The sequence below is a fragment of the Methanobrevibacter sp. genome (assembly GCF_045586545.1).
Classification (GTDB): domain Archaea; phylum Methanobacteriota; class Methanobacteria; order Methanobacteriales; family Methanobacteriaceae; genus Methanocatella.
Genome location: NZ_JAZNAN010000002.1, coordinates 1 through 26,069, shown reverse-complemented (window position 1 = coordinate 26,069; position 26,069 = coordinate 1). Strand labels below are relative to the sequence as shown.

Sequence of the window (26,069 nt, the reverse complement as noted above, 5' to 3'; positions counted from 1 at the left end):
TTTTTAATTAATTTTCTTTTTACTCTTTTTTTTATACATTTTTTATTTTTATTTTCAAATCTTTCTTTTTTATAATTAAATATTTAAACTTTAAAATTCATATTAAAATATAATATTGACTATGTTTTATAGCTTAAATATTGTCAATTTTAATAATATTTTCAAACCAAGAGGTTGTATTTCATGTATGTTATAAAATTTGAGGATTTAAGTAAATCCGATATTGGTATTGCAGGTGGAAAGGGTGCTAATTTGGGTGAATTAACTCAAGCGGGCATTCCAGTACCGCCAGGTTTTGTAGTAACTGCACAAGCTTATGAGAAATTCATGGATGAGGCTGGCATTAATGATAAGGTCATGAGCATTCTTGATCAAATTGACATTAATGATACTAAAGCTCTTCAAGCTGCTTCTGAAGAGATTAAAAAAATGATTAATGAATCTCCTATCCCAGAAGATATGATTTTATTAATTCTTGAAGCTTATAATCAACTTTGTCAAAGAGTTGGAGAAGAAGATACTGACGTAGCTATTCGTTCTTCAGCTACTGCAGAAGATTTGCCTGAAGCTTCCTTTGCCGGTCAACAAGATACTTTTTTACATGTTGCAGGTGATGATGAAGTTATTGAATATATTAGAAGATGTTGGGCTTCATTATTTGAAGCAAGAGCTATTTTCTACAGAGAAGAAAATAATTTCGAACACTCAAAAGTTTATATTGCAGTAGTTGTTCAAAAAATGGCAAATGCTGATAAAGCTGGAGTAATGTTTACTGTAAACCCATCCACTGGTGAAGAAATTGCTTTGATTGAAGGATCCTGGGGACTTGGAGAAGCAGTAGTGTCTGGTGATGTAACTCCGGATAATTACCAAGTTGATAAAAAGAACAATGAAATAATTAATGTAACTATTAGTGATAAAAAAGTAATGTACACTAATGATGAAGCGGGTACTAGTATTAAAGTTGATGTTCCTGAAGAAAAAAGAAAAGAAAGAGTTTTATCTGATGAAGAACTCATTGAATTAACCGAAATGGGTAAAAGAGTTCAAGCTCATTATGGAGAACCAATGGATACCGAATGGGCTTTTGAAAGAGAACACTTATTCTTATTACAAGCCAGACCTATTACTACTTTAGGTGATGTTGAAGAAGAAAGTGAAGATGCTTCTTCTGATTTAGGTGAAGTTTTAGTAAGAGGTCTTGGAGCAAGTCCTGGAATGGCAGCAGGTAAAGTTAAAATCGTTTTAGATATTGATGAGTTAGATAAAATTAAAGATGGCGACATTATGGTTACCACCATGACCACTCCTGACATGGTTCCTGCTATGAGAAGAGCAAGTGGTATTGTCACTGATGAAGGTGGAGTAACCTGTCATGCATCCATCATCTCACGTGAACTTGGAATTCCTTGTGTTGTAGGAACTGGTGATGCTACAACAACATTAAAAGAAAATTCCGGTGTTACCTTAGACGGTAAAAAAGGATTAGTATTTGATGGAATTTCAGAAACTAAAGAAGAAGCAACTGCTGTTGCAGCAACAGTTGGTGCAGCTCCAATTATCACAGTAACTGAAGTAAAAGCTAATGTAAGTATGCCTGAAGCGGCAGAAAAAGCAGCAGCCACTGGTGCTGATGGTGTTGGACTTTTAAGAACTGAACATTTAATGTTGACATCCGGTGTTCACCCTGGCAAATTCATTGCTGATGGAAGGGAAGATGAATTGATTGATACAATTGCTGACAATGTTCAAATTGTAGCTGACGCATTCTATCCAAAACCAGTATGGTACAGAACTTTAGATGCACCAACCGATGAATTTATTACTTTAGAAGGTGGAGAAAACGAACCTAGAGAACACAATCCAATGCTTGGTTGGAGAGGTATAAGAAGAGAGCTTGACCAACCTGAAATCCTTAAATGTGAATTTAAAGCTATTAAAAAATTACATGAAAAAGGATACACAAACATTGGAATCATGATTCCATTATCACAAAGTCCTGAAGAGCTTAAAAAAGCTAAAGAGCTTTGTTCTGAAGTCGGTTTTGAACCTCACAAAGATGTTGAATTTGGAATGATGGTTGAAATTCCAGCAGCTGCAATAATGATTGATGAGTATATTAAGGTTGGAATAGACTTTGTAAGTTTAGGAACCAACGATTTAACTCAATATACTTTAGCAGTTGACAGAAACAACGAGTTTGTAGCAAAACACTATTCTGAAGAGCACCCAGCAGTCATGAAATTAATTGAAAGAACAATTAGAAAATGTGCTGAAGCAGGTGTTAAATGTAGTATTTGTGGTCAAGCTGGTAGTGTACCGCACATTGTTGAAAAACTTGTTGAATTTGGAATTACAAGTGTGTCTTCAAATACTGATGCTATAGCAGATGTTAGAAAAACTGTCGCTAGAGCGGAACAAAAAATTATTCTTGACGCTGCCCGTCAACGTTTAGAATAATCTTTTTATTTTCTTTTTTTATTTTTATTTTATTAATTATTTGAAAATCAGGTTATTTTATGGATGATAAGCCAATTGACAAAGAAGAAATTTTAAATGAATTATCTGAGTTCCACAAACTGGATTATGATTATGCAGATGGTAGGATTTTAGGGTCCATGTGTACAGAAGCACATCCATTTGCTAAAGAGGTCTATTGTAAATTTTTGGATACCAATTTAGGGGATCCTGGTCTTTTTAAAGGCACGCAATTAATTGAAAATGAAGTTATAAAGTCTATTGGGGAGTTATTATCAATTGAAAATCCTTATGGACATATTGTTACTGGGGGTACTGAAGCCAATCTTATGGCAATTAGGGCTGCAAGAAATCATGCAAGGAAATATAAGGGGATAGTTAACGGAGAAATTATTATTCCTGAATCTGCTCATTTTTCATTTAAAAAAGCGGCAGACATGTTAAACTTAAAAATCGTTGAAGCTGCCCTTGATGACAATTATAAGATTGATGTCGAATCTCTAAAAGAGGTAATCTCTGATAGTACAGTAGCTATTGTTGCTATCGCCGGAACTACTGAATTGGGTTTAATTGATCCTATTGAAGAAATCTCTAAAATAGCTTTGGAAAATAATATCTATTTCCATGTAGATGCTGCTTTTGGTGGCTTTTCCATACCGTTTCTAAGAAGATGCGGATATGATTTGCCTGTTTTTGATTTTTCACTTGAAGGGGTTTGTTCAATAACTGTTGATCCTCATAAAATGGGTTTGGCCCCGATTCCTGCTGGTGGAATTCTTTTTAGAGAGGAAGAATATTTGCAAGTCATGGCGGTTGATTCCCCTTATTTAACTGTAAAAACCCAGTCCACTATTGTTGGAACTCGTCTGGGAGCCTCTTCTGCCGCTACTTATGCAGTCATGAAATACTTTGGAAAAGAAGGTTATACTAAAATTGCATGCAATCTGATGGCAAATACTATGTTTTTTAAAGAAGGTCTTGAAGAAATAGGTTACGAAGTTATTTGTGAACCTGAACTGAATATTGTAGCATTTAACCATCCTAAAATGGATACTAGTGTACTGGCGGAAAAATTAGAAGAATTGGGATGGAAAGTTTCAGTGGCCAAATGTCCAGTGGCAATTAGGGTAGTATTGATGAACCATATTAAATTAAATCATTTAAAAGAATTATTAGAAGATTTAAAAGATATATATTAACTTTCAATCTTCTATATTTTCAACATACATTAAAGGATAATTAAGCTCTTCAATGAATTCTATTCTTATTGTTGCTTTAACATCATCTACTTTTGTATGGATTTTAACATCCAGCATGTCTCCGGTTAAAGAGGTATAGTCAAATTCAGTCATTGATTCTTCTAGTTTGTCGAATCTGATGTCAACTTCCACATCTTCGATGGCAGGTTGTAGTTTCAAAGATTCTTCCATACTAGTTTCTAAACTTTTTTTAGTGTTTTTGTTAACTGGAGTTCCTACAAATTGATGAAATAAAGCTCCCATACTAATGGCGCCTTCAAATATGGCCCGTTCTCTAGCAGTAATATTTGAAAAGTATTCTTTGTCGACGTCCAATTAAAGCCCTCCATTTAAAAATATTATTTTATCATATATCAGTTCTGATGGGATTGGATTTATGCAACAGTAGAATAATACTGCTGAGATAATTAGCACTATAGCTAAAATGTAAATTCTATTGTCTTTAGGGTAGAGGAAACTAAATATGAGTCCCGCAACTAAGAATATTGCTGAGATTATGTATGCATATGACTCTTGAGGATTATCCTTGATAATTTCATTGTTTATTGGATTTTGTTTGCTTAATTCTCCCTCAATAATTAATCTATTAGCTGTTGAACCAATAGGGTCACAGGTTATTAAATAAGCATGGTCTGCCCCTTCTGCATTTAAGTTATATGTTGCAGGAACAATAGTTGTATTTATGACAGTATAGTTTATTTCTCCAATTCCCGGCCATTCTAACAGGAATGAATCTCCAATTGACAGTTCATTTAATCTTAAAAAAGGAGACCCTTGCAGTGTTCTATGTCCATATAAAACCACAGGATCTTTTGTTGGGATATTTTCTCCAGGGTCACTTAAAACACCTAGATTTAATGATTCATTATTAATCTTTTCCTGAACTCCGATTGATGGGATTACAACAGCGGGGGATTCGATATTTTTCTCAACTACTATTTTTGAAGAAAAATAATTTACTTCACCCATCGCATATAATCCAATGATTAAAATACAAATTATTATGATTATAGTTGAAATACTTGGTTTTTTCATAATATCAATTTTGTCAAATCTAGTATAATACTTTTCTTAATATGTTCGACTAATTTCTGATACCATCCAATCCGGAGCCTGTGAAGTTGGGATTGTAAGAACGATATTATCCATATTATCTATTACATAGTTGACTTTATCCTGCGGAACTTCAATCAAAAGCATATATTGAGCATCCAAATCCCCTAAATTTATTTGTCGTTCGTAATTAGATAGTTTAACCCCATAATTTTTAAGTAGTTTGTATGTTTCTTTTTCATTATATCCGTCAATGATAGATCCTTTAATCAGTTCCAAAACATCCGATGAAAAGCCTTTGGTATTTTCTTTAGGATAGGTATTGTTTCCTTTAACGATTGTATGTGATTTTGAATATTCAGAGTCAATTTCTCCGTTATCTTCATATCTCATTATCGACAATACTGTACAGCCGCTAATGTCCGGAGTAGTGGTATTTAAAGTATAATTCTCATCAGTGTAATTGTTATTTGTATAAATATCTACAATGCTTCCCACATTTACAAGGCCTGCACCTGCTTGAAGCCTTGATATTAAAACAGGAACGGAAACGGTATTTGGTTTTTCAAATTTAATTTGTGACAATACTGTCGCATCATTTTCATTAAGAATTTTAGTCGCTTCATCGCTATGCATGATTACATTCTTGCTTTCATTCGAATAAACTGCCATTGTCCTATTAAATTTGTCCTGATTTATTGCTATTGACTTTTTATGGTATGATTTCCAGTCTTTTGTTGCGGGGGTTATGATATTTATATTTTCAACATCATTTGTTGTTTTTGCATCTTCAATTTGGCTTTCTAAAGCGAATGCATTGGGAGAAGTAGTTAATGCTCCACAATATAAATCATGGAGTTCATTTAGTTTTGTTGTCTTTGCAAAGGATAGCTCTTCTTGTGCGGGTTCATAGATTACAAAATAATAAGCTGAAATAATCAATGTTAAAAGGATGAATGTAGTAATAATCACTCCAATTTTTCTCTTTTTTTCATCATCGGCTATTTCAGTTGTGCTTGGACTTAAGTATATTCCAAGCTTATGATTTAGTTTTTTCAATGGTGTTAACTCGTCATCTTTCTTGTGAGGCTTAGGATAATCTTTTTGAATTTGATCTTTCAGTTCTCGAGCTTCCTTAAAACCTCTTGGAAATAATGGGTCTTTAGGTTCTTTATCATTCATTGTTCATACTCCTAAAAGTTGGTAATGAGATGGTTAATTTAATTAATAGGAGTAATATCGGCTCATTATTTAATTAAATTGATTATGAGGTAGTATAGACAGAACAATAGTAAAATCAATGCTGGAATGTTAATGTTAAATAGAATAATGTTTATTGGAAGTATCAATATTAAAATTAACACGACAGATATTGCAATTAATGGAATATTATCAAATTTAGGATATCTAACATTGCTTATCATAAGTATTGAGACAATAATGCTTAATAATAATCCAATATATGGGTTAAATAAGCCGCTTAAATATAATGTAGCAAGTATAAATGATATTGCCGGGATTGGAAATCCTATAAAATCGCTTGTATCAATTTTACCTGCAATTACATTGTATCTGGTCAATCTCAAAACTCCACAAACAACTATAAATAAGCTAACTAATATTACTATTATTTGGAAAATGCCTGGGGTGGTGTTAATGCAACTGTAAAGGAATATTGCTGGTGCAACTCCAAATGAAACAGCATCTGAGAGTGAATCAATATTCTTACCGAATCCAAGGTCATCTTGTCTGTTTATTTTACGTGCTACCCAACCATCTGCTGAGTCAAACATGATTGCTATAATCATAAGAATTGCCGCTATTGTATATTCATGGTTAATTGAGAGAATAATGGATAAAAATCCGGAACTCATATTCAACAATGAAATTATATCTGATAGTGCAATAAAACTTTGAATCTTTGTATTTTCAATTTTCATGTTCAAACCCTAGTAATACTTTTCAACTCATTTATTATTAATTTTTGCTTGTTTTTTGCTTTATTTTTATTTATATTTCTTTTTAATTATTTATAAGTGTTATTTTTATTTGGTATGTAATTTTGTTTTAGTTTTTTAATATTTACTTTCTTGTTGATTTATTTTTTATTTTTTGATTAATGTATACTTTTCAAAAGACATAAAATATTGATATTGCCATGATTTTTTTAAAAAGCCACAATAAAAGATAACATATATATAATAATATTTTTAATAAATATAACATGTTAGGCTTTAATAAACAGTCATAAAATCTAAATTCAATATTTAATTATTAGTTAATGTTAAATATTTTTAGATTTAGGTCTTGTTTGTTTAAGTAAATTAATTTAGATTAATATTGATGTGAGTAGTTAAATGATTGAGGATCATATACGTGTACTAAGGCAGGCTGCAATGGTTACACCTGACGGGAAAAATAAAATCGAAAAAGGTTGGGGTGTTATTGCAGGCAATGCAGAGTTGGTGGATGACATGGCTTACAAGGCCATTGCATCAAATCACACTGTAAGAATCCTTTTTAGAGAACATGTTATATTAAAAGATGGTAAATTAGATAAAAAATTTGATTTTATCATGCTTTATGGAAATCCGATTATCATCAATGATTTTGGAAGAACTGCTAAAAAACAAGGTGGAGCCTTCATACCTATTTCACGTGAATATCTGAATGAAGAAAAGAACATAATGGTTCTTGTTGCTCCTGAAGATGTTATCAAAGCAAATATAAAGACTATTGAAAAATCAAAAATCCCATTTGCCATTCTAAAAGATTCTCAAACAACTAGTTTCATTGACATTGATTTGAATAATGAAGTCAAACTACCAAATTTTATCAAATCTGCTTTAAAACCATTTTATAATGCAAATGAAGTTGTTCTATCAACAATTCTACTTTCTGTAGAAAATGAAGGAGATATTGGTAAAGTTCAAAGTATAGCTACATCTAACAGAATTTTCGTTATAGACTTTAAAGATATTGTAACGGAGGATTAATCATGAATATTTTTGGAAAAGATGAAGAAGAACCACAAACTGAGGATACTAAAGTTATTAGTAATAGTTTAGGTATTGATTTAGGAACTTTAAACACAGTAATTGCAAAGCCTTCAGGCGACAAATTTGATTTATACCAAATTCCATCTGTCGTTGCTGTAAAAAAAGATGACCCTTCAGAAGTTTTAGCTGTTGGTGAAGAAGCTAAAAGAATGCTTGGAAGAACTCCTGAAGACATTCTTGCCGTAAGGCCTTTGAAAAAAGGTGTTATTGAAAATGTTGTACAAGCACAAGCTTTACTCATTAAGGCAATGCAAATTGGAATTAATGAAGGTGAAAGTGTTGGAAGAATAGTTATTGGTATTCCAGGGGATGCTTCTGAAGTAGAGAAAAACGCAGCTGAAGAAATCGGTAGAAAAGCTGGTGCACAAAATATTTTAGTTATTAGTGAAGGATTGGCCGCAGCTATTGGTGCAGGTTTGCCTATTGCAGAACCAAACGGAACCATGGTTATAGATATTGGTGCTGGATCAACTGATATTGTAATCATTTCTCTTGGTGGAATTAATGACATTGAAACTGTTAGATGTGGTGGAGACGATATTGATAATAAAATCGTTGATCTTGTTGCAGAAAAATATGATGTAGCTATTGGTATTCATGATGCAGAATCCGCAAAAATTGAAGTTGGAATGGTTCATTGTTCCGAACAACTTGAAAACTTAAGTGTTGAAGTTATTGGTAAATCTTTAGAAACTAATAGGCCTAAAAAAGTTGTCATTGATTCAATGCTTGTTGCAGATGCTGTTGAACCATACATGCAACAAATTGTTGGAGGCTTAAACTTAATTTTAGAAAGATTATCTCCGGAATTAATGATGGGTGTTTATAACAATTCTGTTGCAGTTGGTGGAAGTTCTAGACTTCGTGGAGTAAAAGAAAGAATTTTCGATGAAATTTCTATTCCAATCGAAATTTCTGATGATCCAATGACTGTTGTAGCAAAAGGTACAGCTATTGTTGCTGCTGAACCGCTTGCTTTAGAACCTGAAGTTCGTCTTAGAGCTATGAAATAAATATTTTTTATTTATTTCTTTTTTTTACTTTTTTTCACTGATTTTTATGGATATTTTAGGAATTGATGAAGCAGGACGAGGTTCTGTTTTAGGCCCTATGGTCATTGCAGGAGTAGTTGTCCCTGAAAAAATGGAAAAAATCCTTGAGAGGATGGGCGTTAAAGATTCAAAAAGGCTCACAGCAAATAGGCGTACAATTTTATCCAGAAAACTAAAAAAGATGTTTGATTATGAGATTGTAGTTATTTCCGCTCGAGAAATTGATGGGCTAAGAGCCGAAGGTGTTAACCTTAATGAAATCGAAAAAAATGCTATGGAAAGCATCATTGTTAAATTAAAACCTGAAAAGGCTATTGTTGATGCTGTTGATGTGAAAGCTGAAAGATTTCAGGAGAATCTATGCAATGATACAGGTTGCAATGTTATTGCAGAGCATAAAGCTGATGATAAGTATATTGAAGTAAGTGCAGCATCCATAATTGCAAAAGCTGAAAGAGATGCTCAAATTGCTGAGATTAATAAGGAATTTATCAAGTCAGGAGGAATTGGTTCAGGTTATCCTTCAGACCCAACTACCAAAAAATTCCTAACAAATTATACATATGATGAAATGCCCGATTTTGTAAGGAGGTCTTGGGCGACTGTTGCTAAAATGAAATAATTTGCCGTATTTTTATATAATATTTAAGTACATTGAGTAATATATTTAACTTTATAAAAAAATTTCAATATATATTGGATGATAAAAATGATAATTGAGTATATCATGCCTTTTATTGATGGAATAATCGATATTTTCACTCAAGGGGGAATTATTACATATGTAATTCTTTTCATTGGTGTTTATGGTTTAATTATTTCGTTAAGAAAGATTGCATATCTTAAAAAAATTAGTAAAGTTGACACGACAGAGATTTTTGGTGTTGTTACTGCCTCTATGGAAAGAGGCGGAGCTGTTGAAGCGTTAAAACAAATTAATGGTTTTAAAAATCCTATTTCTAGAATTATTTCTGAAACTTTAAAAATTGGTTATAAAAATAAAACAGAAGTTGAAGAAAGTATGGAACAGATTTTCATCGTTGAAGTAGGTAAAATGACTAAAGGTTTAAGCACTATTAAAACTCTTACTGAGCTTGCACCGTTTTTAGGTTTAATCGGTACAGTAATCGGTATTTGGATGACATTTAAATCTTTAGGGGTTCACCCAGATTCTGCAGCTATGGCAGAAGGTATCTATGTAGCTTTAACAACAACTATCATGGGACTTTTTGTGACTATTGTTTTATTGCCTTTGCACACTTATATTCAGGATCTCATTGAAGCAGAAATGGATAAAATTGAACTCGCTACAAAAATGACTAATTGGGGATATGCAGTAGTTAAAGTTAGAGTCGATTCTAATGTAGAATGTGCACTTGAAGCCTTGCAAGAGGCTGAGGGTGTTGTTAATACAAGATTAATTTCTGATCCTTACGCTAATATTAAAGTTTCTTTTAAACCAAGTATGTTGGATAAAAGTATTTCAAATATCATATTAGAAAAATGTAATGTTAATGCTGAAATTACTGAAAGTAAACTAAAACAATAGGTGATTGAATGGCTATTGATGTAAGAAAACATAAAAAGAAAGTTTTAGATCAAAAACCAAGTATCAATCTCGTACCTTTCATTGATATTTTATTCACTATAATGATTTTTTTAGTTGTTACAAGTAATTTTTCAGCGACTGATGTTCAAACGGATGATTCAAGTGTTGCAGATGATGCAAGTGGAAAACCTAATGTTACTGATGTTTCTGGGGACCAGGAATATTATGTAGTGCCGGTAGCTAATTTACATAAGGTTACTGTCGATGGTCAAGATCGGTCGGATGCGATAGCGGGAAGCGCCGTAGGTGTTCAGGCAAGGGTAATTGATGAAGGTCAGGTAATCATTAAACCTGGTGAAATTGAAATTACTACTCCTCCAGGAGTAACACCTGAAACAGCTGTTCATCGTCCTGAACTTTAAAATGAGGAATGAAAATGTATACTGGGAGAATTTTATCAACAGGAATGAATTGTGATGGTAAACCTTTTATAGCTTACCGTGTTTCAAGTAGATCTTTTCCAAATAGGAAATGTTTAAAATATGAAAATCGTGCGGCTGTTGTTCCAATAGAAGGTTTTGAAAAAGATATTTTTGTGAATACCTATATTGCATACAATAGTATCCGTATTGTAGGGGATACTGCTATTGTATCTAATGGTTCTCAAACAGACGTAATAGCAGATAAGATCGGTTTAGGAATGAATATCAGAGATGCGCTTGCTTATTCATTACTTACTATGGACTATGAAAAGGATGATTATAATACTCCAAGAATTGCCGCTGCTATTAAATCAAATACTGATGAAGAAGAATATGAATGTTACATTGGTATAGTCAATGATAATAAATTGTTAGTTGAGTCAGTTCCATATGGTAAAGCAGCATTCATTTCAACATATGGCAGTCAAAAACCAGATTTAGTTGATTTTGATGCTAAAACCTCAACTGAAGCCGCTAAATTTATTTTTGATGAAGGCACTTTTGCTGAATATGAAAAACCAGTAACTTCATGTGCCGCTATTTTTGATGGAGAATGGACTATAGATGTCTATAATCCATAATTTTATTTTTTTTAAGTTTATAATGATGATATTATGACAATTGAATTAATTGGTTTAGAGGGTATTCCCATTGTTGATAAATCTAGTGATATTTCACAGATTATTAAGGAAGCTATAATCAAACAAGGTTGTGGACTTAATCATGGAGACATTATATTAATAGCTGAGACTTTAATTTCAAAAGCCGAAGATAATTTTATTAAATTAGATGATTTGACTCCATCAAGTGAAGCTATTGAGCTTGCAGAAAGATCCAAAAAAGATCCAAAACTTGTTCAGGCTATCCTAGATGAATCTGTTGAAGTAGTGAGAGTTGGACCTAAATTCATTATCACTGAAACTAAACATGGATTTATTTGTGCCAATGCTGGAATAGATGAGTCTAATGTTGGTGACGGGCTTGCAACTCCAATGCCTGTTGATGCAGACAAATCTGCTCGTGAAATCCGTGAATTTTTAGAAGAGGAATTTAAAGAAGAAATTGCAGTTATTATCACTGACACTCAAGGAAGAGCATTTAGATTTGGCGCAATTGGAACTGCAATAGGTTGTTCAGGAATCACCCCTCTTTGGAGAAGAGTTGGTGAAAAAGATTTATATGGTCGAGAATTGGAAACTACTGAAATTGCAACTGCAGATGAATTGTCTGCAGCCGCATCATTAATCATGGGGCAGGCTGATGAAGGTCTTCCGGTAGTGCTCATCAGAGGTTTTAGTAATTTTGATACAATAAGGGATGCCGATTCTAACATTAAGTCTTTATTGATGCCGAAGGAATTTGATGTGTTTAGGAATTAAGTGGTTATATGATTACTGTTTTATCTGGGGGCACAGGCACTCCAAAATTATTGCAAGGTTTAAAAGAAATTGTTGATCCTAGTGAATTAACAATCATCGTCAATACTTTAGAAAATGATTATTTTTCTGGAGTTTATGTTTCTGCAGATATTGACACTGTATTGTATACAATGTCTGACATGATTAATGATGAGTTATGGTATGGTGTAAAGGATGATACATTTATAACTCATGAAAGGCTTGAGGAGATTGGTTGTCCTGAATTACTTAGGATTGGAGATGTTGATAGGGCAACAAAGATACAAAAAACTCAACTAATGGAAAAATACGGTTTAAGCAAAGCTTGTGAAATTCAAGCTAAAAATATGGGAATCAAATCAAGAATAATTCCAATGAGCAATGAAAATTCCGACATTAAGATTATCACTGATATGGGTGAACTTGAATTCCACGATTTTTTAATCAAGTACCAATCTGAACCTGAAGTTATTGATGTTAAATTTTCTCAAGTTAAACCTTCTGAAGGCATCATTGATGCGATTAAAAATTCTGATGCCGTGATTATTGGACCATCAAATCCGATTACCTCCATTTCACCGATACTATCTTTAGATGGTGTTCGTGAAGCTTTAAAAGAAACTTATGTTATTGCTGTGTCTCCAATTATTGGAAATGACAGCGTGAGTGGTCCTGCTAGCAAATTCATGAAAGCATTGGGAATTGAAGTCTCATCTGTGGGTGTCGCATCATTATATGAAGATTTTTTAGATGCTTTTGTAATTGACATACAGGATGAAGACAAAAAAGTTAAGGTAAACCAAATAATTAATAAAGTAATAATTACAAATACAATTATGAATAATTTAGATGCTAAAAAAAATTTGGCTGAAATAATTATTAATAGTATTCCTTAATTATTAAGGGGCGGTTAATAAATGATACAGATGACATTAATACAAATTGACAATTATGGGCCATGGACTGTTACTCCAAGACCTAGAACTGAATCCGACTTACAAATGTTACAAGCAAGCTTATTTGCTGATTTGAACAACCATTTTGGGAATAAAAAAGGTTTAGTATTCTTTACTAGATTCGATAATTTGCTTGCAATTTCAAATGGTCTTAATGAAGAAGATCATTTAAGAATACAAAGGTCAATCAGAAACAGATATCCTATTACTATTAGTATGGGTGTTGGCGCTGCGGAAACTCCTCATGAAGCTCAAAAATTAGCAACTATTGCTTTACAAAAAGCCGGTAGTGCTCAATCTGGTGAAAGAAAAGAGATTTTAGCTATCGATAGTTTAGTTTCAGAAGAAGATAGTTTTGTTCAAGCAGCTCATATTGATATTAACAGCGTAACCGAAACTTTAACTGATATAGAATCTGCTTTTGATACAAGTTTCATGGTCAATAAAGCTCAACATTATTTGATGACTAAATTAATTAAAAAAGGAGCATTATTATTCTTCATAGGTGGAGATAACTTCATGTCTCCATGCAATGGCTTATCTGAAAAGGAAATCGAAGACATCATGGTCGAAATTGATGAAGAAATAGGCATTAAACTCAAAGCCGGAATCGGCCGTGGAAAAAATGCTGAAGATGCAGCATACATGGCAGATATTGGTCTTGAAGAAATCCGTGCTCACAACAATGAAATGTGGACTTGGGTCATTGAAAAGGAATACTGAGGAGAATAATGATTAAAGTAGTTGCACCGATGGCTGGAATAACAAACGCTGATTTTTTAAATAAAGTTATTCCGTATGGTTTTGATGTTGCTACTTTAGGCGGTTACAGTTTAGATGCCCCTACAATTGAAGCCAGTCAAAAAATCATTCAAAGAGGAAGAAAAGAGTTTGATTTTCCTCTTGATGAAATTTTTATCCATATTGAAAATGAAGTGGCTTCAATAAAAAATATTCATAAAGATGTAAAAGTTTCTGCTAATGTAAGAGCAACAACTCCACAACCTATTATTGAAGTTGGAAATATAAAAAATTTAGATATTGTTGAAATTAATTGTCATTGCCGCCAAGATGAAATTTTAAATATTGGTTGTGGCCAAGAAATGTTAAAAAGGGATAATCTAGGGAATTTCATCTCCCAAGTTGTTGATAATACTGAATCAGAAGTTTCAGTTAAAATTAGAGCTAATGTTGATGGAATTGATACTTTTAAAGTAGCCAGTTTAATTGAACAAGCAGGTGCAAATTATTTGCATATTGATGCTATGAAAAAAGGAGTTTTCGAAGCTGACTGGGAACTTTTAGAATCAATTTGTAATATGGTTAATATTAAGGTTATTGGAAATAATTCTGTTAACTCTAAAGAAAATCTTGAAAAAATGATTGCTACTGGTGTTGATGGATTTTCAATAGCTCGTTCAGTTATTTCTGGTAAATTAGATTTTAATATTGCTAATTTTTAATTTTTTTAAAACAATTGTTATTAGAAAGTATTATTAATAGTTTAATATAAAAATAATTTTATATAGGTGATTTCATGGATTTTATAACACTAAAGAATATTACTAAAACTTTTGATGGTGTTGATGTTCTTAAAGATATTAATTTGAAGATTAGTGAAGGTGAAACTTTAGGTATTTTAGGACGTAGTGGGAGTGGAAAATCCGTTTTAATTAACATGCTTAGAGGTACATTAGATTATAAACCTGATGCAGGAAATATATTCGTTAATGTGGCTGTTTGCCCTGACTGTTTGTCTGTAGATTCTCCATCTCATGTTGGCGATAAATGTAGTTGTGGAGCTACATTTGAAGCTAAAGAAGTTGATTTCTTTAATGCTGAGCGTAAATTATTCGCAAGTATTAAAAGAAGAATTTCTATCATGTTACAACGTAACTTCGCACTTTATGATGAAGAAACTGTAATTGAAAATGTTATGAGAGCAATGCCTGAAGGTAAAGACTATGAAGAAAGTATTTATACTGCTTTGGAATTATTAGATATGGTACAAATGAACCATAGGATTACTCATATTGCTCGTGACTTGAGTGGTGGGGAAAAACAAAGAGTTGTACTTGCAAGACAATTAGCTAAAAGTCCAATGATGTTTTTAGCTGATGAACCTACAGGTACATTAGACCCTCAAACTGCAGTAAAACTTCACAATACCTTGAAAGAGGGTGTAAAAGATGAAGGAATCACCATGTTAATCACTTCTCACTGGCCAGAAGTCATGACTGAACTTGCGGACAATGTAATCTGGTTAGAAAATGGTCAAATTAAAGAAGAAGGAGATCCTCATGAAGTTGTAGAACATTTCATGGAAACTGTTCCAGTTCCTAAAAAACCAGAAATCCCTGAATTTGGTGAACCAGAAGTAACTCTTGAAAATGTTAAAAAACATTACTACTCAATTGAACGGGGTGTTGTAAAAGCTGTTGACGGCATTAGCTTAACAATCAATAAAGAAGAAATTTTCGGTATTGTAGGATTAAGCGGTTCCGGTAAAACAACAACCACAAGAATGTTAATGGGATTAACTGAACCAAGTAGTGGTGATATCCAAATCAAACTCGGGGATGAATGGATTGACATGACTAAAGTAGGTCCTCTTAATCGTGGACGTGTTACACCATATATTGGTTTATTACACCAAGAATATTCCTTATATCCTCACAGAACAATTTTAGGTAACTTAACTGATGCTATTAGTTTAAACTTGCCTGCAGAATTTGGTAAAATTAAAGCTATTCATGCATTAACTACTGTTGGTTTTACTGATGATGTTGCGGTAAATATCCTTGATAAATATCCTGACCAATTAAGTGTAGGAGAAAAGCACAGGGTTGCTCTTGCACAAGTATTAATCAAAGAACCAAATATCATTGTATTGGATGAACCAACAGGTACTATGGATCCTGTTACCAGAGTTATTGTAACAGATTCAATCTTAAAAGCACGTACTGAATTAGAACAAACATTCATTATCATTTCTCACGATATGGACTTTGTATTGGATGTTTGTGATAGGGCAGCTTTAATGAGAGGAGGTAAACTCCTAGATATAGGTACTCCTGAAGAAATTGTTCAACAATTAACTCCAGATGAAAAAGAAGACATGTTGAAAGACGGATAGTTCTTCTTATTCATTTAATTTTTTTTTAATTTTTTTCCAATCAGGACAAAATTCGTCCATTAATTTTTTAAAATTTTTAGAGTGGTTAAACTCAATTAAATGACATAATTCATGAATCATCACATATTCTAAACAAATTGGATCTTTTTTTGCAAGATTTAAATTAAGTGTGATTCTCCCATCCTTTTTGCAGTTTCCCCAATTTTTCATATTTCTAACAGTAACTTCTTTAGGAGTTCTTCCAACAATTTTTGTGCATTTATCCAAAACTTGAGGGATTGCTTTTTTTAATTCGGCTCTGTAAAATTCATTCAATGTTTTTTCTCTTTTCTGAATTGTACTTCTTTTTGGAACTGGCAGATACATCATCGATTTGTCAGCATCTATTAAAACATGTTTGACAGTGTCATTTTTGATTAACTGCAAGATATATTCTTTTCCCCAAAGATAATGTGCTTCTCCATTGCGGTACTTCAATGGGGCTTTAATGTCTTTTTCTAAAATTAATTTTTGTTTTTTTAAAATCCAATCCTTACGGGATTTAATAAATGTAATAATATCATCATCTGATGCAAATAGGGGTGCAGATACTTTAATATCTCCATTTGGGGGCAAAACTCGAAGATACATATTTTTTATATTTTTCCGCTCTAATGTGATGGCCATTCCTTCGATAATAATGTTTTCTATTGTCATTTTCTCTAATTTAAAATAAGTTGATATTCTTTAAAAAGATTTGTCTTATTTTTACAAAAAAGATTATATATTCCTAGTTTAAATAAATTATATTATTATTTTAAATTTATTAAGATTATTATTTCATTTAAAATGAAAATTATATTTGGAGGTTTATCATGACTTGGGAAGATGCACCATCTCACATTTGTAGAGGGGGAGATGTAAGGGGACTTGCTTTTTGTTGTCCTCCAGTAAAACCATGCCCAGTTTTAAACGCATTACAAGAGGTAAATTTAACTCCTCGTGAATATATTGAAATTAAAACTCAATTTGCAAAAGAAACTAGATTAGGTGAAGGAGCTGGGACCTGTTTTGGTTCACTTGTTTGGTGTTGTAAACCATCAAAGCCTTGCCCATTAAGAGACATGACTTTAAGGAACATGGACATGACTCATGATGATTATCTGGATTTGAAAAAAGAATTGTCTGAAAGGTTAGTTGGTGTAAATAAACCTGATCCTGATGAAAGAGCTGAAGTATTGGCTGAAACATTCCATGTAACTAAACTTGAAGCGATGAATGTTTTAACTGATTGCAATAATGATTTAAGAGCTGCTGTAAAAGTATTACATGCAAGGTCTCTTGAAAATTCTGATTAAAATGAATTGGACTTCTCTTTATTTAAATACCTCAAACTTAAACGTGTTTATTTTAGGTACCGGTGAAGTTGCCACAAGAAGAGCAAATAAATTCCTGGACCATGGAGCTAATGTGAAATTAGCAGGAAATAACCTTTCTTCTGAATTAGAATCTAAAGGAGCTGTATTATGTTCTATTTCTGAGGTTGATGAATTGGTCGAATGGGCGGATTTTGTTGTTGTGGCAAGCGGTGATGAAGAGATGTGTGATTATGTTTGTGGGATTTCTGAAAATAAATTAGTAAATCGTGCAGATTTTCCGCAAAAGGGGGATGTTATTGTTCCAACAAGTTTCAATATTGGAGAAATTGAAATATCTATTTTTACAAATGGTAAAAGTCCATTAATGGCTCGTCAATTGAGGAAAAAAATTCAATCAATTATTACGGATGAAGATATTTTAGAAATTGAACTTCAGGATTATGCAAGGTCTAATCTGAAGGATGTCGTTCCCGACCAAAAGGAGCGCAGAAAATATCTTTATGAAATTTTTGAAGATGAAAATATTGATGAATTCATCCGAGATAAAAAGATTGATGAGGCAAAAAGTTATATTGATAATTTAATAAGGGGATTGCAGTGATACTTAATTTAAGAGTAGACCATAAAATGGCGGATATCCAGTCTATGGAAAATATTTCTAAAGATATGGATGAATTATTCTGGAAATTGCAAGAAAAATATGCTATTAATGAGTATATTGAAATTTCTACTTGTAATAGAAAGGAATATTATATTCACAATGAAAACATTTTGGAAGATGATGAGCTATTGTCTCATGAAAATCAGAGTATTCTTATTGAATATGGCCAATCTGCCGTAATGCATTTGTTAAGGATGACTTCAGGTTTAGAATCTATGATTGTTGGTGAAGATCAGATTCTTGGTCAAGTTAAAGATGCTAAACATAAGGCAGTTAAGAATCATCACTGCGGCCGTGTTCTGGATGCTGTTTTTACAAAAGCTATTCATGTGGGCCAGGTTGTTAGAAATAAAACCAACATTAATAAGGGTGCGGTTTCTATTGGGTCTGCTGCAATTGATTTGGCTGAAAAACATATGGGCAGTCTAGATGATAAGTCTGTTTTGGTAATTGGTGCTGGAAAAATGGGTAAATTAGTTGCAAAAGCCCTTGCTGAAAAAGATTTAAATGCTATTTTTGTTGCAAATAGAACTTATTATGTTGCAGTCGAGCTTGCAAAAGATTTAGGTGGAGAAGCTATTCTTTTCAATGATTTGGAGGAATATTTGACTACTGCAGATTTGGTTATTAGTGCAACTAGTGCTCCTCATGCAATCATTACAAAAAAACGTCTTTTAGGCATTGATATGTCTTATGAAGATGTGATGATGGTGGATATTGCAAATCCTAGAGATATTTCAGAAGATGTATTGGATATTGGTGTTAAATTATTCAATATTGATGACTTAAGAGAAATCGCTGATGAAAATACTAACCTCAGAATTAAAGAATTTGGTGAGGCTGAAACTATCATCGACGAAGAGTTCAATTTACTCAAAGAATCCTTCAGAATAATGGAAGTTGACGAATTACTTGGTAGTTTAAGAGCATCTATGGAAGAGATAAGGCAACGTGAAACTAAAAAAGCAGCAGTTAAGTTGGATGATGTAGATGGCAGTGCGAAAATTTTAGATAATTTAACAAATTCCATAGTTAATAAAATATTTTTTGATATTTCTAAAAATATTAAGAATGCCGCAAAAGAAGGAAACTCAGATATTATTAATTCAGCAGAATATATTTTCAAAAAAGATTAAGGAATTTTATTCAAACATTCCTTTTACATCTCTATTTTTAATTTTTGTCGCATTTAAAGCATAATCAATATTTTCCATTGTGATTATGTCATTATCATTTGCAATTGCATTGTGAAGTGCAGTTTTAAGTATCTTTTCTTTAATGTCTCTTCCAGATAATCCTTTGGTTTGTTTAACTATTTTTTCCAAATCTAGTTCGTAATCTAATGGCATGCTTTCCAAATTATTTTCTAAAATAGCTAATCTTTCATTATCATCTGGCAATTTAAATTCAATTTCTTCTTCAAACCTGCTTCTCACAGCATAATCTAGGCTAGTCGGATTATTTGTTGCCCCTATTGTTATTACAGATTTATTTTCGATAATTCCATCCATTTCAGTTAAAAGGGAGTTTACAATTTCTGAAACATCTCCTCTTAAGGATTGAAATGACCTATGTAGGGCAATAGCATCAATTTCATCAATAAAAATGATTGATGGGGAATTTTCACTTGCTTTTTTAAATAGATCATGAATTTTAGATGCACCATCTCCGACATGGTCGCCAATTAATGATGTGGCTTTAATCAAATACAATGGGACTTCAAGTTCGTTTGCAAGTGCTTTAACAAGCATGGTTTTACCAGTGCCTGGAAGCCCGTAAAACAAAACATTTTTAGGAGCCCATGGCCCAAATTTTTCAGGATTTTCCAGATATTTTATAATAACTTTGACTTTGTTTTTAGCATTAACTTGTCCAACGATGTTTGCAAGACGAATATCTGATTTTATTTTGTTAATGTCTTTCTTTTTGTTTAATTCATCATGGATAAGTTTAATTTTTGTTGTTTCTGAAATTATTGAGTTATTCGGTTTTGCAGTTACAATTTCAAAACCATAATCCGGAATGATTTTTTGGTCAAACAGATGTGATGATTCTTTTACGACTAATCCTAACCATTGTTCACGTGCATATTCTTCAAATAATTCTTCGTTGGTGATTTCTATATCTTCATCAATTAGTGTGAACTCAAATGGGTAACCGACAGGTTTTAAAACGACAAATTCCGCATATTCTTTGTTTTCTGTATCTTTTATACTTTGTTTTTGATTAGTTGTTTTAATTTCTTGTTTTTTATTATCATTTTTCAAATCATCACCTCCGATTTTTTTGTTACACACTAACATTAGTTTTAATTATTTAAATAGTTGGTGGAATATAATTATTTCAAGGAGCAATTTCATGAGTTTTAGAACACGACGTGTAATATTTATTACACCATTTTATATGATATTTCAGTTCTTTTTGCTAAAATATCTATTTTTATTATTTGGCGGAGTTAATGATGTTTATTTGATTGTCATTACACTTTTTATAGGATTATTACATTGTTTACCAATGTTTTTTGAGGCAAGAAAATCAACAGTTGTTGGAAGGCTTTTGACAACTATTAATGGTGTTTGGATGTGGGCCTCAGTGATGTTTTTAATCGATATCATTGTAATCTATTTGCTTGGAATGTTTATAAAATTGCCATTTGAAGCAATAGTGGGTTTAGTTTTAATTGTACCGGTTTTAGGCATCTACAATTATTATAAAGCTCATAAATTGGTTGTTACTGAGAGAACATTAACATTAGCTAATTTGCCCCGTGACATTAAGATTGCACATTTGTCGGATGTTCACTTTGGGTCTGTTCGCCATAAGGAGATTATTGAGTCAATATCATCTAAATTAAAAGAACTTGAGAATTCCTGTGAGTTAGCAGTTATTTCCGGAGATTTGGCCGATGGGTCTTGTGTTGTTGAAGAAGATGATTTCCTGCCCTTAAAAGATGTGAACATGCCAATTGTATTCACGCCGGGAAATCATGATTTCTATCCTGGAATTGATAGTGTAGTCAAGGCCTGTGAAAATGCAGGCGTCATTGTTTTAGATAATGAAAGAAAGGAATTTGGAGATTTAAGTATTTTTGGCCTAACTTTTAGTTTTGAAGATAGAAGTGTTCCGAAATTGGATAATAGTGTTTTAAATCCAAATTTAGTTAATATTATTAATTATCATGTTCCTTATTATTGGGAAGAGTTTTCCGGATTGGGCTTTGATATTCAACTTTCGGGCCATACTCACGGAGGGCAGTTCTATCCTGTTATTTGGTTTGCCGAGATGTTGTTCGGATATAATAGGGGATTATTTAAAAATAAACATGGAAAATATCTTCATGTCACAACTGGAGTTGGTTCAATGGACACTCCAATGAGATGGGGGACTAATTCAGAGATTGTAATTTTGAAATTGAAAAGGAAAATGAGGTAATTGGATGGTAGTTTGTAACTCTTGCTATAACTTTGCTGGGGATAGTGATGTTTTTTGTCTGAATTGTGGTAATCTATTAAAAAATTATGAAGATGTTAGATTTCTGGATATCGATTATAGTTTAACTGGAGATGATTTTTTAAATCAAATCGGTTTTAAATTTCAAGATGCGGTTTATGGATATGAAAATCTAATGTCCGATTTCAATTATTCAATTGATTTGTATTCTGAAAAATGGAGGATTCAACTGAAAAATTCACAAAATCCTTGATTAGTTATGAGAAGCATGTAAACAATATTATTGAGATATTTGATGGTTTAAGCAAGTTATTTAGTAATTGTATAGTTGATTTAAATGATTTTGCTTTAAGGTATTTGCATTTTTCAGATATTTTTTGGAAAGACTTTGTGAACTCAATAGAATTAACCAAAGCATATGAAAAATCCTATGATAAATGGATAGAATCTTTAATTAAGGTAATTTCTGAAGCTAAAAACACGAAATTAATTTTTGAATCATTTAATATTGACAATCAAAATCAAAATTTTGAGGATGCGAAAAATAATTTGTCGATAAACTTTAATAAATTCATTACATTTCATCAATCATTTGTACGTGAATTAAAGTTTATAAAACATAAATACTTAAATAATAATTGTATGACTATAGAAGAAACTCATAATCATTTTTGCATTTATTGTGGAGCAAAATTAGGAGAAGGTCAAAATTTTTGTTCACAATGTGGAAAGGCTGTTGTTCATGAAGAAAAACCTGTGGTTCATGAAGAAAAGCCAATTAATGTTCCCGTATCAAAATATAGCAGTGAAATTGATAGGATAAATCGGGAATACGATTTGAAACAATCTCGGGCCACAACTTTAGTCAATAAGCTTTTTGATCCAAATCATATGGCATATAATAAGTTTTCATCTTCAATTGAAAAATCCAATGAGTTGTTTCACAACCAATTGCTGATAGCAAGAAAAATGGTCGAGTTGGATAATGATGACAGTCCTGTGATAAAACAGGAGATTGAATCTAAAATTAATACTTTACAAACATTTGTTGACAAAATGGATGATTTGATTAATGAGTTGGTCATTCAGTTAAGCTCAAATAAAAAAGATGAGGAAGATATAAATAATCTATTTAATGACATGGATGATTTAATCCATTCAGTTAAAGATTACTAAATCATTTCTTCATATAATTCTTTCATTTTAAGTGAATCCACATCACGAAGCGGAGTTTCACAAATTATATTTGCCTTCCAGCCGTTATCAATTAGATTAACCAGCAAATCTTTAATATTTGGTCCGTATTCATCACTTTCATCTAATGTATGATGTTTTACTTCACCATGATTGGCATATTCGATGGTTGTGAAATGGCAATGTAGAATGTCAATGTCTAATTTATCTTCAAGTGTTGAGAAAATGCAGTTATAGTCATCTTTTTTTGTTAAAAATCCTCTTCCTCTTGCATGAATATGTGCAAAATCTACTGTTGGTTCAAAATGATCAAATGAAGAGCATAACTCAACAATTTCTGAAATATTTCCTTGCTGTGTTCTTTTACCAGTAGTTTCAGGGGCAAATGTAAAATTTTCAATTCCTTCCGCTTCAAGTTCTTCAAATAACTTATTGACGGTTGTTTTTGAAATTTCCATTGCTTTATCGGGTTTTCTATTCAAATAAGCTCCTGGGTGGAATACCAGTCTATAAGCGCCCATCCATTCTCCTGCACGTGCCATAGAAATTAAATGTCCAAGACTTTTTTCAATTTTATCTTCCTCTTTTGCACATAAATTGATATAATACGGGCCATGCATGGATATTAGAATATCGTGCTTTTCAGATTCTTTTTTTAATGTTGCAGCAGAGGATTCTCCAATTCTAACTCCATAAGGGGATTGATATTCATATGAGTCCAATCCTTCTTCGGAAATATATTTAGGAGCTTTATAGGCCGCACCTTTATAGTTTACTGGACTTCCCGCTGGTCCAAAAAGTACTCTGTTTTTCATTTAAATCATAAAAAAATAGTAAAAAAAGAGGGAATTTAGAATATTCCCATAGCTTTGTTAGTTTTTGCAATTGATTTTTCGCTGTCACTTTCCATTTCTAAAAGTGCACGAATTGCATCAATGTTTTCAGGTATTACATCAGATTCTTGATGCACTGCTTGCATGTAGAATAATTCATTATCTACAACGTTAATGGATTCTTTCCAAACTGGAATTTCGTATAAGTCATTTCTGTTTCTTCCAAGTTCTTTTGCATATTCCATTAACTCAGCAGTTGAGCCTAAACCTTCTTCAGCGGATACAATAATTACTCTAGAACGTTTTTCTAGGGCTTCAATTATTTCTTCGGTTTCTACATCATTATTGATTTCAACCATAATGTTGTGTTGGTGCATCAAGGTAGTAGGTACAAGCAATGCCATAGTGGTAACATCAATGCCCTTCATTACAGTTTTTACATCAGGACCATGGTGAGATGGTACTTTTGGAGGATTTGGAACAATAGCATTAATTGGTCCTTTTTTGATTTCAGATGGGTCTGATCCTCTTCTAACCATAACTGCCCTCACCTTTTTGATGTCTGCAATTGGATCAATTGTTGATAAGGTACGGGTTAATCCAGTGGTGTTACAGGACACTACTCTAGTGTAGTCTGCACCATAGGAGTCATCATAATTACCAAATGAGTTAAAAGAAAGACCTGTTAGCTCGTGGTCTTCTCCACCTTGGTAAATTGCTTTTACGCCAGCTTTTTTATACATTTCAAGGTTTTGAGGTCCAATACTTCCAGGAGTACAGTCAACAACAACGTCTGCTTCTTGTATCATGTCTTCAACAGTACCGGCTATTTCGATTCCAGCATCTTTGAATAATTGTTCTCTTTCTGGAATTCCAATGTATAAAGGATAACCTTTTTCTTCAACTGCAGTTCTTGCTTCGTAGTTTGGTCTAGTTTTACTTACACCAATTACTTTCATATCATCTTGAGCGGCTACAGCATCAGCCACTCTTTTACCGATGGTTCCATAACCATTAATTGCAACAGTTTTCATTTTAATCCCTTTTTTATAATAATTGATTTATTATATACTTTAAGATTTGTTAGTTAAGTTATTTAAAATTTGATGGTTGGCTTTTAGGTGTATTAAGTTAAATTAAAAAAATTAGTTTTGGGGATTAGGTTAAAATTAAGATTATTAAGAATTAAACAAAATTAAAAAAATAGACTGTTAAAAGTAATTAACAGTCTTCATAGTTCTTATATTTTTTTGTATGTATCAACAACGTTTTCTAATTCAGTTAAGTTATCTCCTTGAATTGAAATAAGTCTTTTTCCGTCGTGATGAGCTAAAATGTATCCAGAGTAGGTAACGTTGATGTCATAATCTTTGAAGAAATCAATTGGAACACCATTAATATCAATAATTGCCCATTTACCGTGAGTTCCTTCAGATTTAGCACCATCATCAAGCCAGTTGGCTACATATTCTTCTACGGAATCTACAACTCTACTTCCTTTCATTACCCCAACTGAAATGTAGGTTACATTGTCCTCATCATCGCCATTTTGCCATTCTATTTCAGAAGACTTAATTGTATAACCATCTTCTTTAGTGGTATTGTTTGTAATATTTGCATTACTTGGTAAATCTAAAGTGAAACCGTCAAATTCGTATGTTGCATTAGTTACTTCACTTCCACCAAATAAGTCATCAAAAAGTCCAGCACTAGCTACATTTAAACAACTTAATACAGCTATAAGTAGTAGAGTTATTGCCAATATTTTTTTATAGTTCATTGAATCACCGTTTTTCCATCATATTTAAATTAAAAATTTAATTTAGATAATGTGTTTCATTAAGGCGTATTTGTAGGGGTTTCATATTCCTATAAGGATTTTTAACACATTAAACATTTTTATGAAAAAAGTCGTTATTAGTGTTATTCTTACTAAAAAATTTTTTGTTCAGTAACAAAACCTCACAAACACATAATTTTTTATTTATTACTTTCAATTTATATATTTTACTAAAAAAATTTCATTTTTCAGATGTTTTTTATTTTATTATATAATCATTATTAGAATTAATAAATTAGGTTCATTTAGAATTTTTTTTTAAAATTGAACCTTATTCAAAAAAATAATTGGCATTCTTAAATTGAAATATCT

At 32.1% G+C, this 26,069-nt stretch carries 28 protein-coding genes; 19 read left to right on the top strand and 9 right to left on the bottom strand.

The window, feature by feature from the left end:
• The first annotated feature begins 183 nt into the window (after window positions 1–183).
• Window positions 184–2,460 (top strand): phosphoenolpyruvate synthase, encoded by a 2,277-nt coding sequence (gene ppsA / locus ACKI3D_RS00230; protein WP_407391203.1) that lies wholly within the window; start codon window positions 184–186, stop codon window positions 2,458–2,460.
• Between the two features lie 59 nt (window positions 2,461–2,519).
• A complete protein-coding gene (gene mfnA, locus ACKI3D_RS00225; RefSeq protein ID WP_407391201.1) occupies window positions 2,520–3,677 on the top strand; it encodes a tyrosine decarboxylase MfnA in 1,158 nt (385 codons plus the stop codon).
• 3 nt (window positions 3,678–3,680) lie between these two features.
• On the opposite strand, the gene ACKI3D_RS00220 is transcribed toward mfnA, so the two are convergent.
• From ACKI3D_RS00220 to ACKI3D_RS00205, 4 genes are all read right to left on the bottom strand, one after another.
• The gene (locus ACKI3D_RS00220) at window positions 3,681–4,052 is read right to left on the bottom strand and encodes a dihydroneopterin aldolase family protein (protein WP_407391200.1); all 372 of its coding nucleotides are present in this window, start codon (window positions 4,050–4,052) and stop codon (window positions 3,681–3,683) included.
• Window positions 4,053–4,772 (bottom strand): sortase, encoded by a 720-nt coding sequence (locus ACKI3D_RS00215; RefSeq protein ID WP_407391198.1) that lies wholly within the window; start codon window positions 4,770–4,772, stop codon window positions 4,053–4,055.
• A 36-nt stretch (window positions 4,773–4,808) separates the two neighbouring features.
• On the bottom strand, window positions 4,809–5,972 hold the full coding sequence (locus tag ACKI3D_RS00210) for a DUF515 domain-containing protein (RefSeq protein ID WP_407391196.1): 1,164 nt from the start codon (window positions 5,970–5,972) through the stop codon (window positions 4,809–4,811).
• 65 nt (window positions 5,973–6,037) lie between these two features.
• Window positions 6,038–6,730, bottom strand: a complete 693-nt coding sequence (locus tag ACKI3D_RS00205; protein ID WP_407391194.1) for an archaetidylserine synthase — start codon at window positions 6,728–6,730, stop codon at window positions 6,038–6,040.
• Window positions 6,731–7,147: 417 nt separating this feature from the next.
• Between ACKI3D_RS00205 and ACKI3D_RS00200 the strand changes: the two genes are divergently transcribed.
• The 11 genes from ACKI3D_RS00200 (at window position 7,148) to atwA (ending at window position 16,421) form a co-directional block, all read left to right on the top strand.
• Window positions 7,148–7,786, top strand: a complete 639-nt coding sequence (locus tag ACKI3D_RS00200; protein ID WP_407391192.1) for a hypothetical protein — start codon at window positions 7,148–7,150, stop codon at window positions 7,784–7,786.
• A gap of 2 nt (window positions 7,787–7,788) precedes the next feature.
• A complete protein-coding gene (locus ACKI3D_RS00195) occupies window positions 7,789–8,862 on the top strand; it encodes a rod shape-determining protein (protein WP_407391190.1) in 1,074 nt (357 codons plus the stop codon).
• 46 nt (window positions 8,863–8,908) lie between these two features.
• Window positions 8,909–9,523 carry a ribonuclease HII gene (gene rnhB, locus ACKI3D_RS00190; protein ID WP_407391188.1) on the top strand — a complete coding sequence of 205 codons (615 nt, stop codon included), beginning with the start codon at window positions 8,909–8,911 and terminating at the stop codon, window positions 9,521–9,523.
• Between the two features lie 87 nt (window positions 9,524–9,610).
• Window positions 9,611–10,450, top strand: coding sequence for a MotA/TolQ/ExbB proton channel family protein (locus ACKI3D_RS00185; protein WP_407391186.1), 840 nt, complete (start codon window positions 9,611–9,613; stop codon window positions 10,448–10,450).
• 8 nt (window positions 10,451–10,458) lie between these two features.
• On the top strand, window positions 10,459–10,872 hold the full coding sequence (locus ACKI3D_RS00180; protein ID WP_407391184.1) for an ExbD/TolR family protein: 414 nt from the start codon (window positions 10,459–10,461) through the stop codon (window positions 10,870–10,872).
• Between the two features lie 14 nt (window positions 10,873–10,886).
• Window positions 10,887–11,513 (top strand): IMP cyclohydrolase, encoded by a 627-nt coding sequence (locus ACKI3D_RS00175; protein WP_407391182.1) that lies wholly within the window; start codon window positions 10,887–10,889, stop codon window positions 11,511–11,513.
• Between the two features lie 33 nt (window positions 11,514–11,546).
• Entirely contained in the window at window positions 11,547–12,311 is a 765-nt protein-coding gene (locus tag ACKI3D_RS00170) for a coenzyme F420-0:L-glutamate ligase (protein ID WP_407391180.1), read from the top strand.
• An 8-nt stretch (window positions 12,312–12,319) separates the two neighbouring features.
• Window positions 12,320–13,225 carry a 2-phospho-L-lactate transferase gene (cofD, locus tag ACKI3D_RS00165; RefSeq protein WP_407391178.1) on the top strand — a complete coding sequence of 302 codons (906 nt, stop codon included), beginning with the start codon at window positions 12,320–12,322 and terminating at the stop codon, window positions 13,223–13,225.
• Window positions 13,226–13,246: 21 nt separating this feature from the next.
• Window positions 13,247–14,008 carry a GTP cyclohydrolase III gene (locus tag ACKI3D_RS00160; protein ID WP_407391176.1) on the top strand — a complete coding sequence of 254 codons (762 nt, stop codon included), beginning with the start codon at window positions 13,247–13,249 and terminating at the stop codon, window positions 14,006–14,008.
• Between the two features lie 29 nt (window positions 14,009–14,037).
• Window positions 14,038–14,748 carry an MJ0144 family RNA dihydrouridine synthase-like protein gene (locus ACKI3D_RS00155; protein ID WP_407391229.1) on the top strand — a complete coding sequence of 237 codons (711 nt, stop codon included), beginning with the start codon at window positions 14,038–14,040 and terminating at the stop codon, window positions 14,746–14,748.
• A 74-nt stretch (window positions 14,749–14,822) separates the two neighbouring features.
• Window positions 14,823–16,421: a methyl coenzyme M reductase system, component A2 gene (gene atwA, locus ACKI3D_RS00150; protein ID WP_407391174.1), complete on the top strand. Its 1,599-nt coding sequence runs from the start codon at window positions 14,823–14,825 to the stop codon at window positions 16,419–16,421.
• Between the two features lie 6 nt (window positions 16,422–16,427).
• On the opposite strand, the gene ACKI3D_RS00145 is transcribed toward atwA, so the two are convergent.
• Window positions 16,428–17,117: a M48 family metallopeptidase gene (locus ACKI3D_RS00145; protein ID WP_407391172.1), complete on the bottom strand. Its 690-nt coding sequence runs from the start codon at window positions 17,115–17,117 to the stop codon at window positions 16,428–16,430.
• A gap of 158 nt (window positions 17,118–17,275) precedes the next feature.
• Between ACKI3D_RS00145 and ACKI3D_RS00140 the strand changes: the two genes are divergently transcribed.
• From ACKI3D_RS00140 to hemA, 3 genes are read left to right on the top strand one after another with little or no spacing between them, the layout of a single operon-like run.
• Entirely contained in the window at window positions 17,276–17,758 is a 483-nt protein-coding gene (locus ACKI3D_RS00140) for a methanogenesis marker 9 domain-containing protein (RefSeq protein ID WP_407391170.1), read from the top strand.
• 1 nt (window position 17,759) lies between these two features.
• Window positions 17,760–18,380, top strand: a complete 621-nt coding sequence (locus ACKI3D_RS00135; protein ID WP_407391168.1) for a bifunctional precorrin-2 dehydrogenase/sirohydrochlorin ferrochelatase — start codon at window positions 17,760–17,762, stop codon at window positions 18,378–18,380.
• Complete coding sequence (hemA, locus tag ACKI3D_RS00130) at window positions 18,377–19,576, top strand: glutamyl-tRNA reductase (protein WP_407391166.1); 1,200 nt, start codon at window positions 18,377–18,379, stop codon at window positions 19,574–19,576. Before ACKI3D_RS00135 ends, hemA begins: the two co-directional genes overlap by 4 nt.
• Window positions 19,577–19,582: 6 nt before the next feature.
• Here hemA and ACKI3D_RS00125 read toward each other — a convergent pair whose 3' ends face one another.
• A complete protein-coding gene (locus ACKI3D_RS00125) occupies window positions 19,583–20,707 on the bottom strand; it encodes an AAA family ATPase (protein ID WP_407391164.1) in 1,125 nt (374 codons plus the stop codon).
• Between the two features lie 247 nt (window positions 20,708–20,954).
• On the opposite strand from ACKI3D_RS00125, the gene ACKI3D_RS00120 reads away from it, so the two are divergent.
• The 3 genes from ACKI3D_RS00120 to ACKI3D_RS00110 all read left to right on the top strand — a co-directional run bounded on the left by ACKI3D_RS00120 (window position 20,955) and on the right by ACKI3D_RS00110 (window position 23,066).
• Window positions 20,955–21,872, top strand: coding sequence for a metallophosphoesterase (locus ACKI3D_RS00120; RefSeq protein ID WP_407391162.1), 918 nt, complete (start codon window positions 20,955–20,957; stop codon window positions 21,870–21,872).
• A gap of 4 nt (window positions 21,873–21,876) precedes the next feature.
• The gene (locus ACKI3D_RS00115; protein ID WP_407391160.1) at window positions 21,877–22,143 is read left to right on the top strand and encodes a hypothetical protein; all 267 of its coding nucleotides are present in this window, start codon (window positions 21,877–21,879) and stop codon (window positions 22,141–22,143) included.
• 389 nt (window positions 22,144–22,532) lie between these two features.
• Window positions 22,533–23,066 carry a zinc-ribbon domain-containing protein gene (locus ACKI3D_RS00110; RefSeq protein ID WP_407391158.1) on the top strand — a complete coding sequence of 178 codons (534 nt, stop codon included), beginning with the start codon at window positions 22,533–22,535 and terminating at the stop codon, window positions 23,064–23,066.
• On the opposite strand, the gene ACKI3D_RS00105 is transcribed toward ACKI3D_RS00110, so the two are convergent.
• From ACKI3D_RS00105 to ACKI3D_RS00095, 3 genes are all read right to left on the bottom strand, one after another.
• On the bottom strand, window positions 23,063–23,899 hold the full coding sequence (locus ACKI3D_RS00105; protein WP_407391156.1) for a TIM barrel protein: 837 nt from the start codon (window positions 23,897–23,899) through the stop codon (window positions 23,063–23,065). The two genes, ACKI3D_RS00110 and ACKI3D_RS00105, sit on opposite strands and share 4 nt — an antisense overlap.
• A gap of 35 nt (window positions 23,900–23,934) precedes the next feature.
• Window positions 23,935–24,951, bottom strand: a complete 1,017-nt coding sequence (locus ACKI3D_RS00100) for a phosphorylating glyceraldehyde-3-phosphate dehydrogenase (protein ID WP_407391154.1) — start codon at window positions 24,949–24,951, stop codon at window positions 23,935–23,937.
• 206 nt (window positions 24,952–25,157) lie between these two features.
• A complete protein-coding gene (locus tag ACKI3D_RS00095) occupies window positions 25,158–25,697 on the bottom strand; it encodes a hypothetical protein (protein WP_407391152.1) in 540 nt (179 codons plus the stop codon).
• Window positions 25,698–26,069 lie beyond the last annotated feature (372 nt).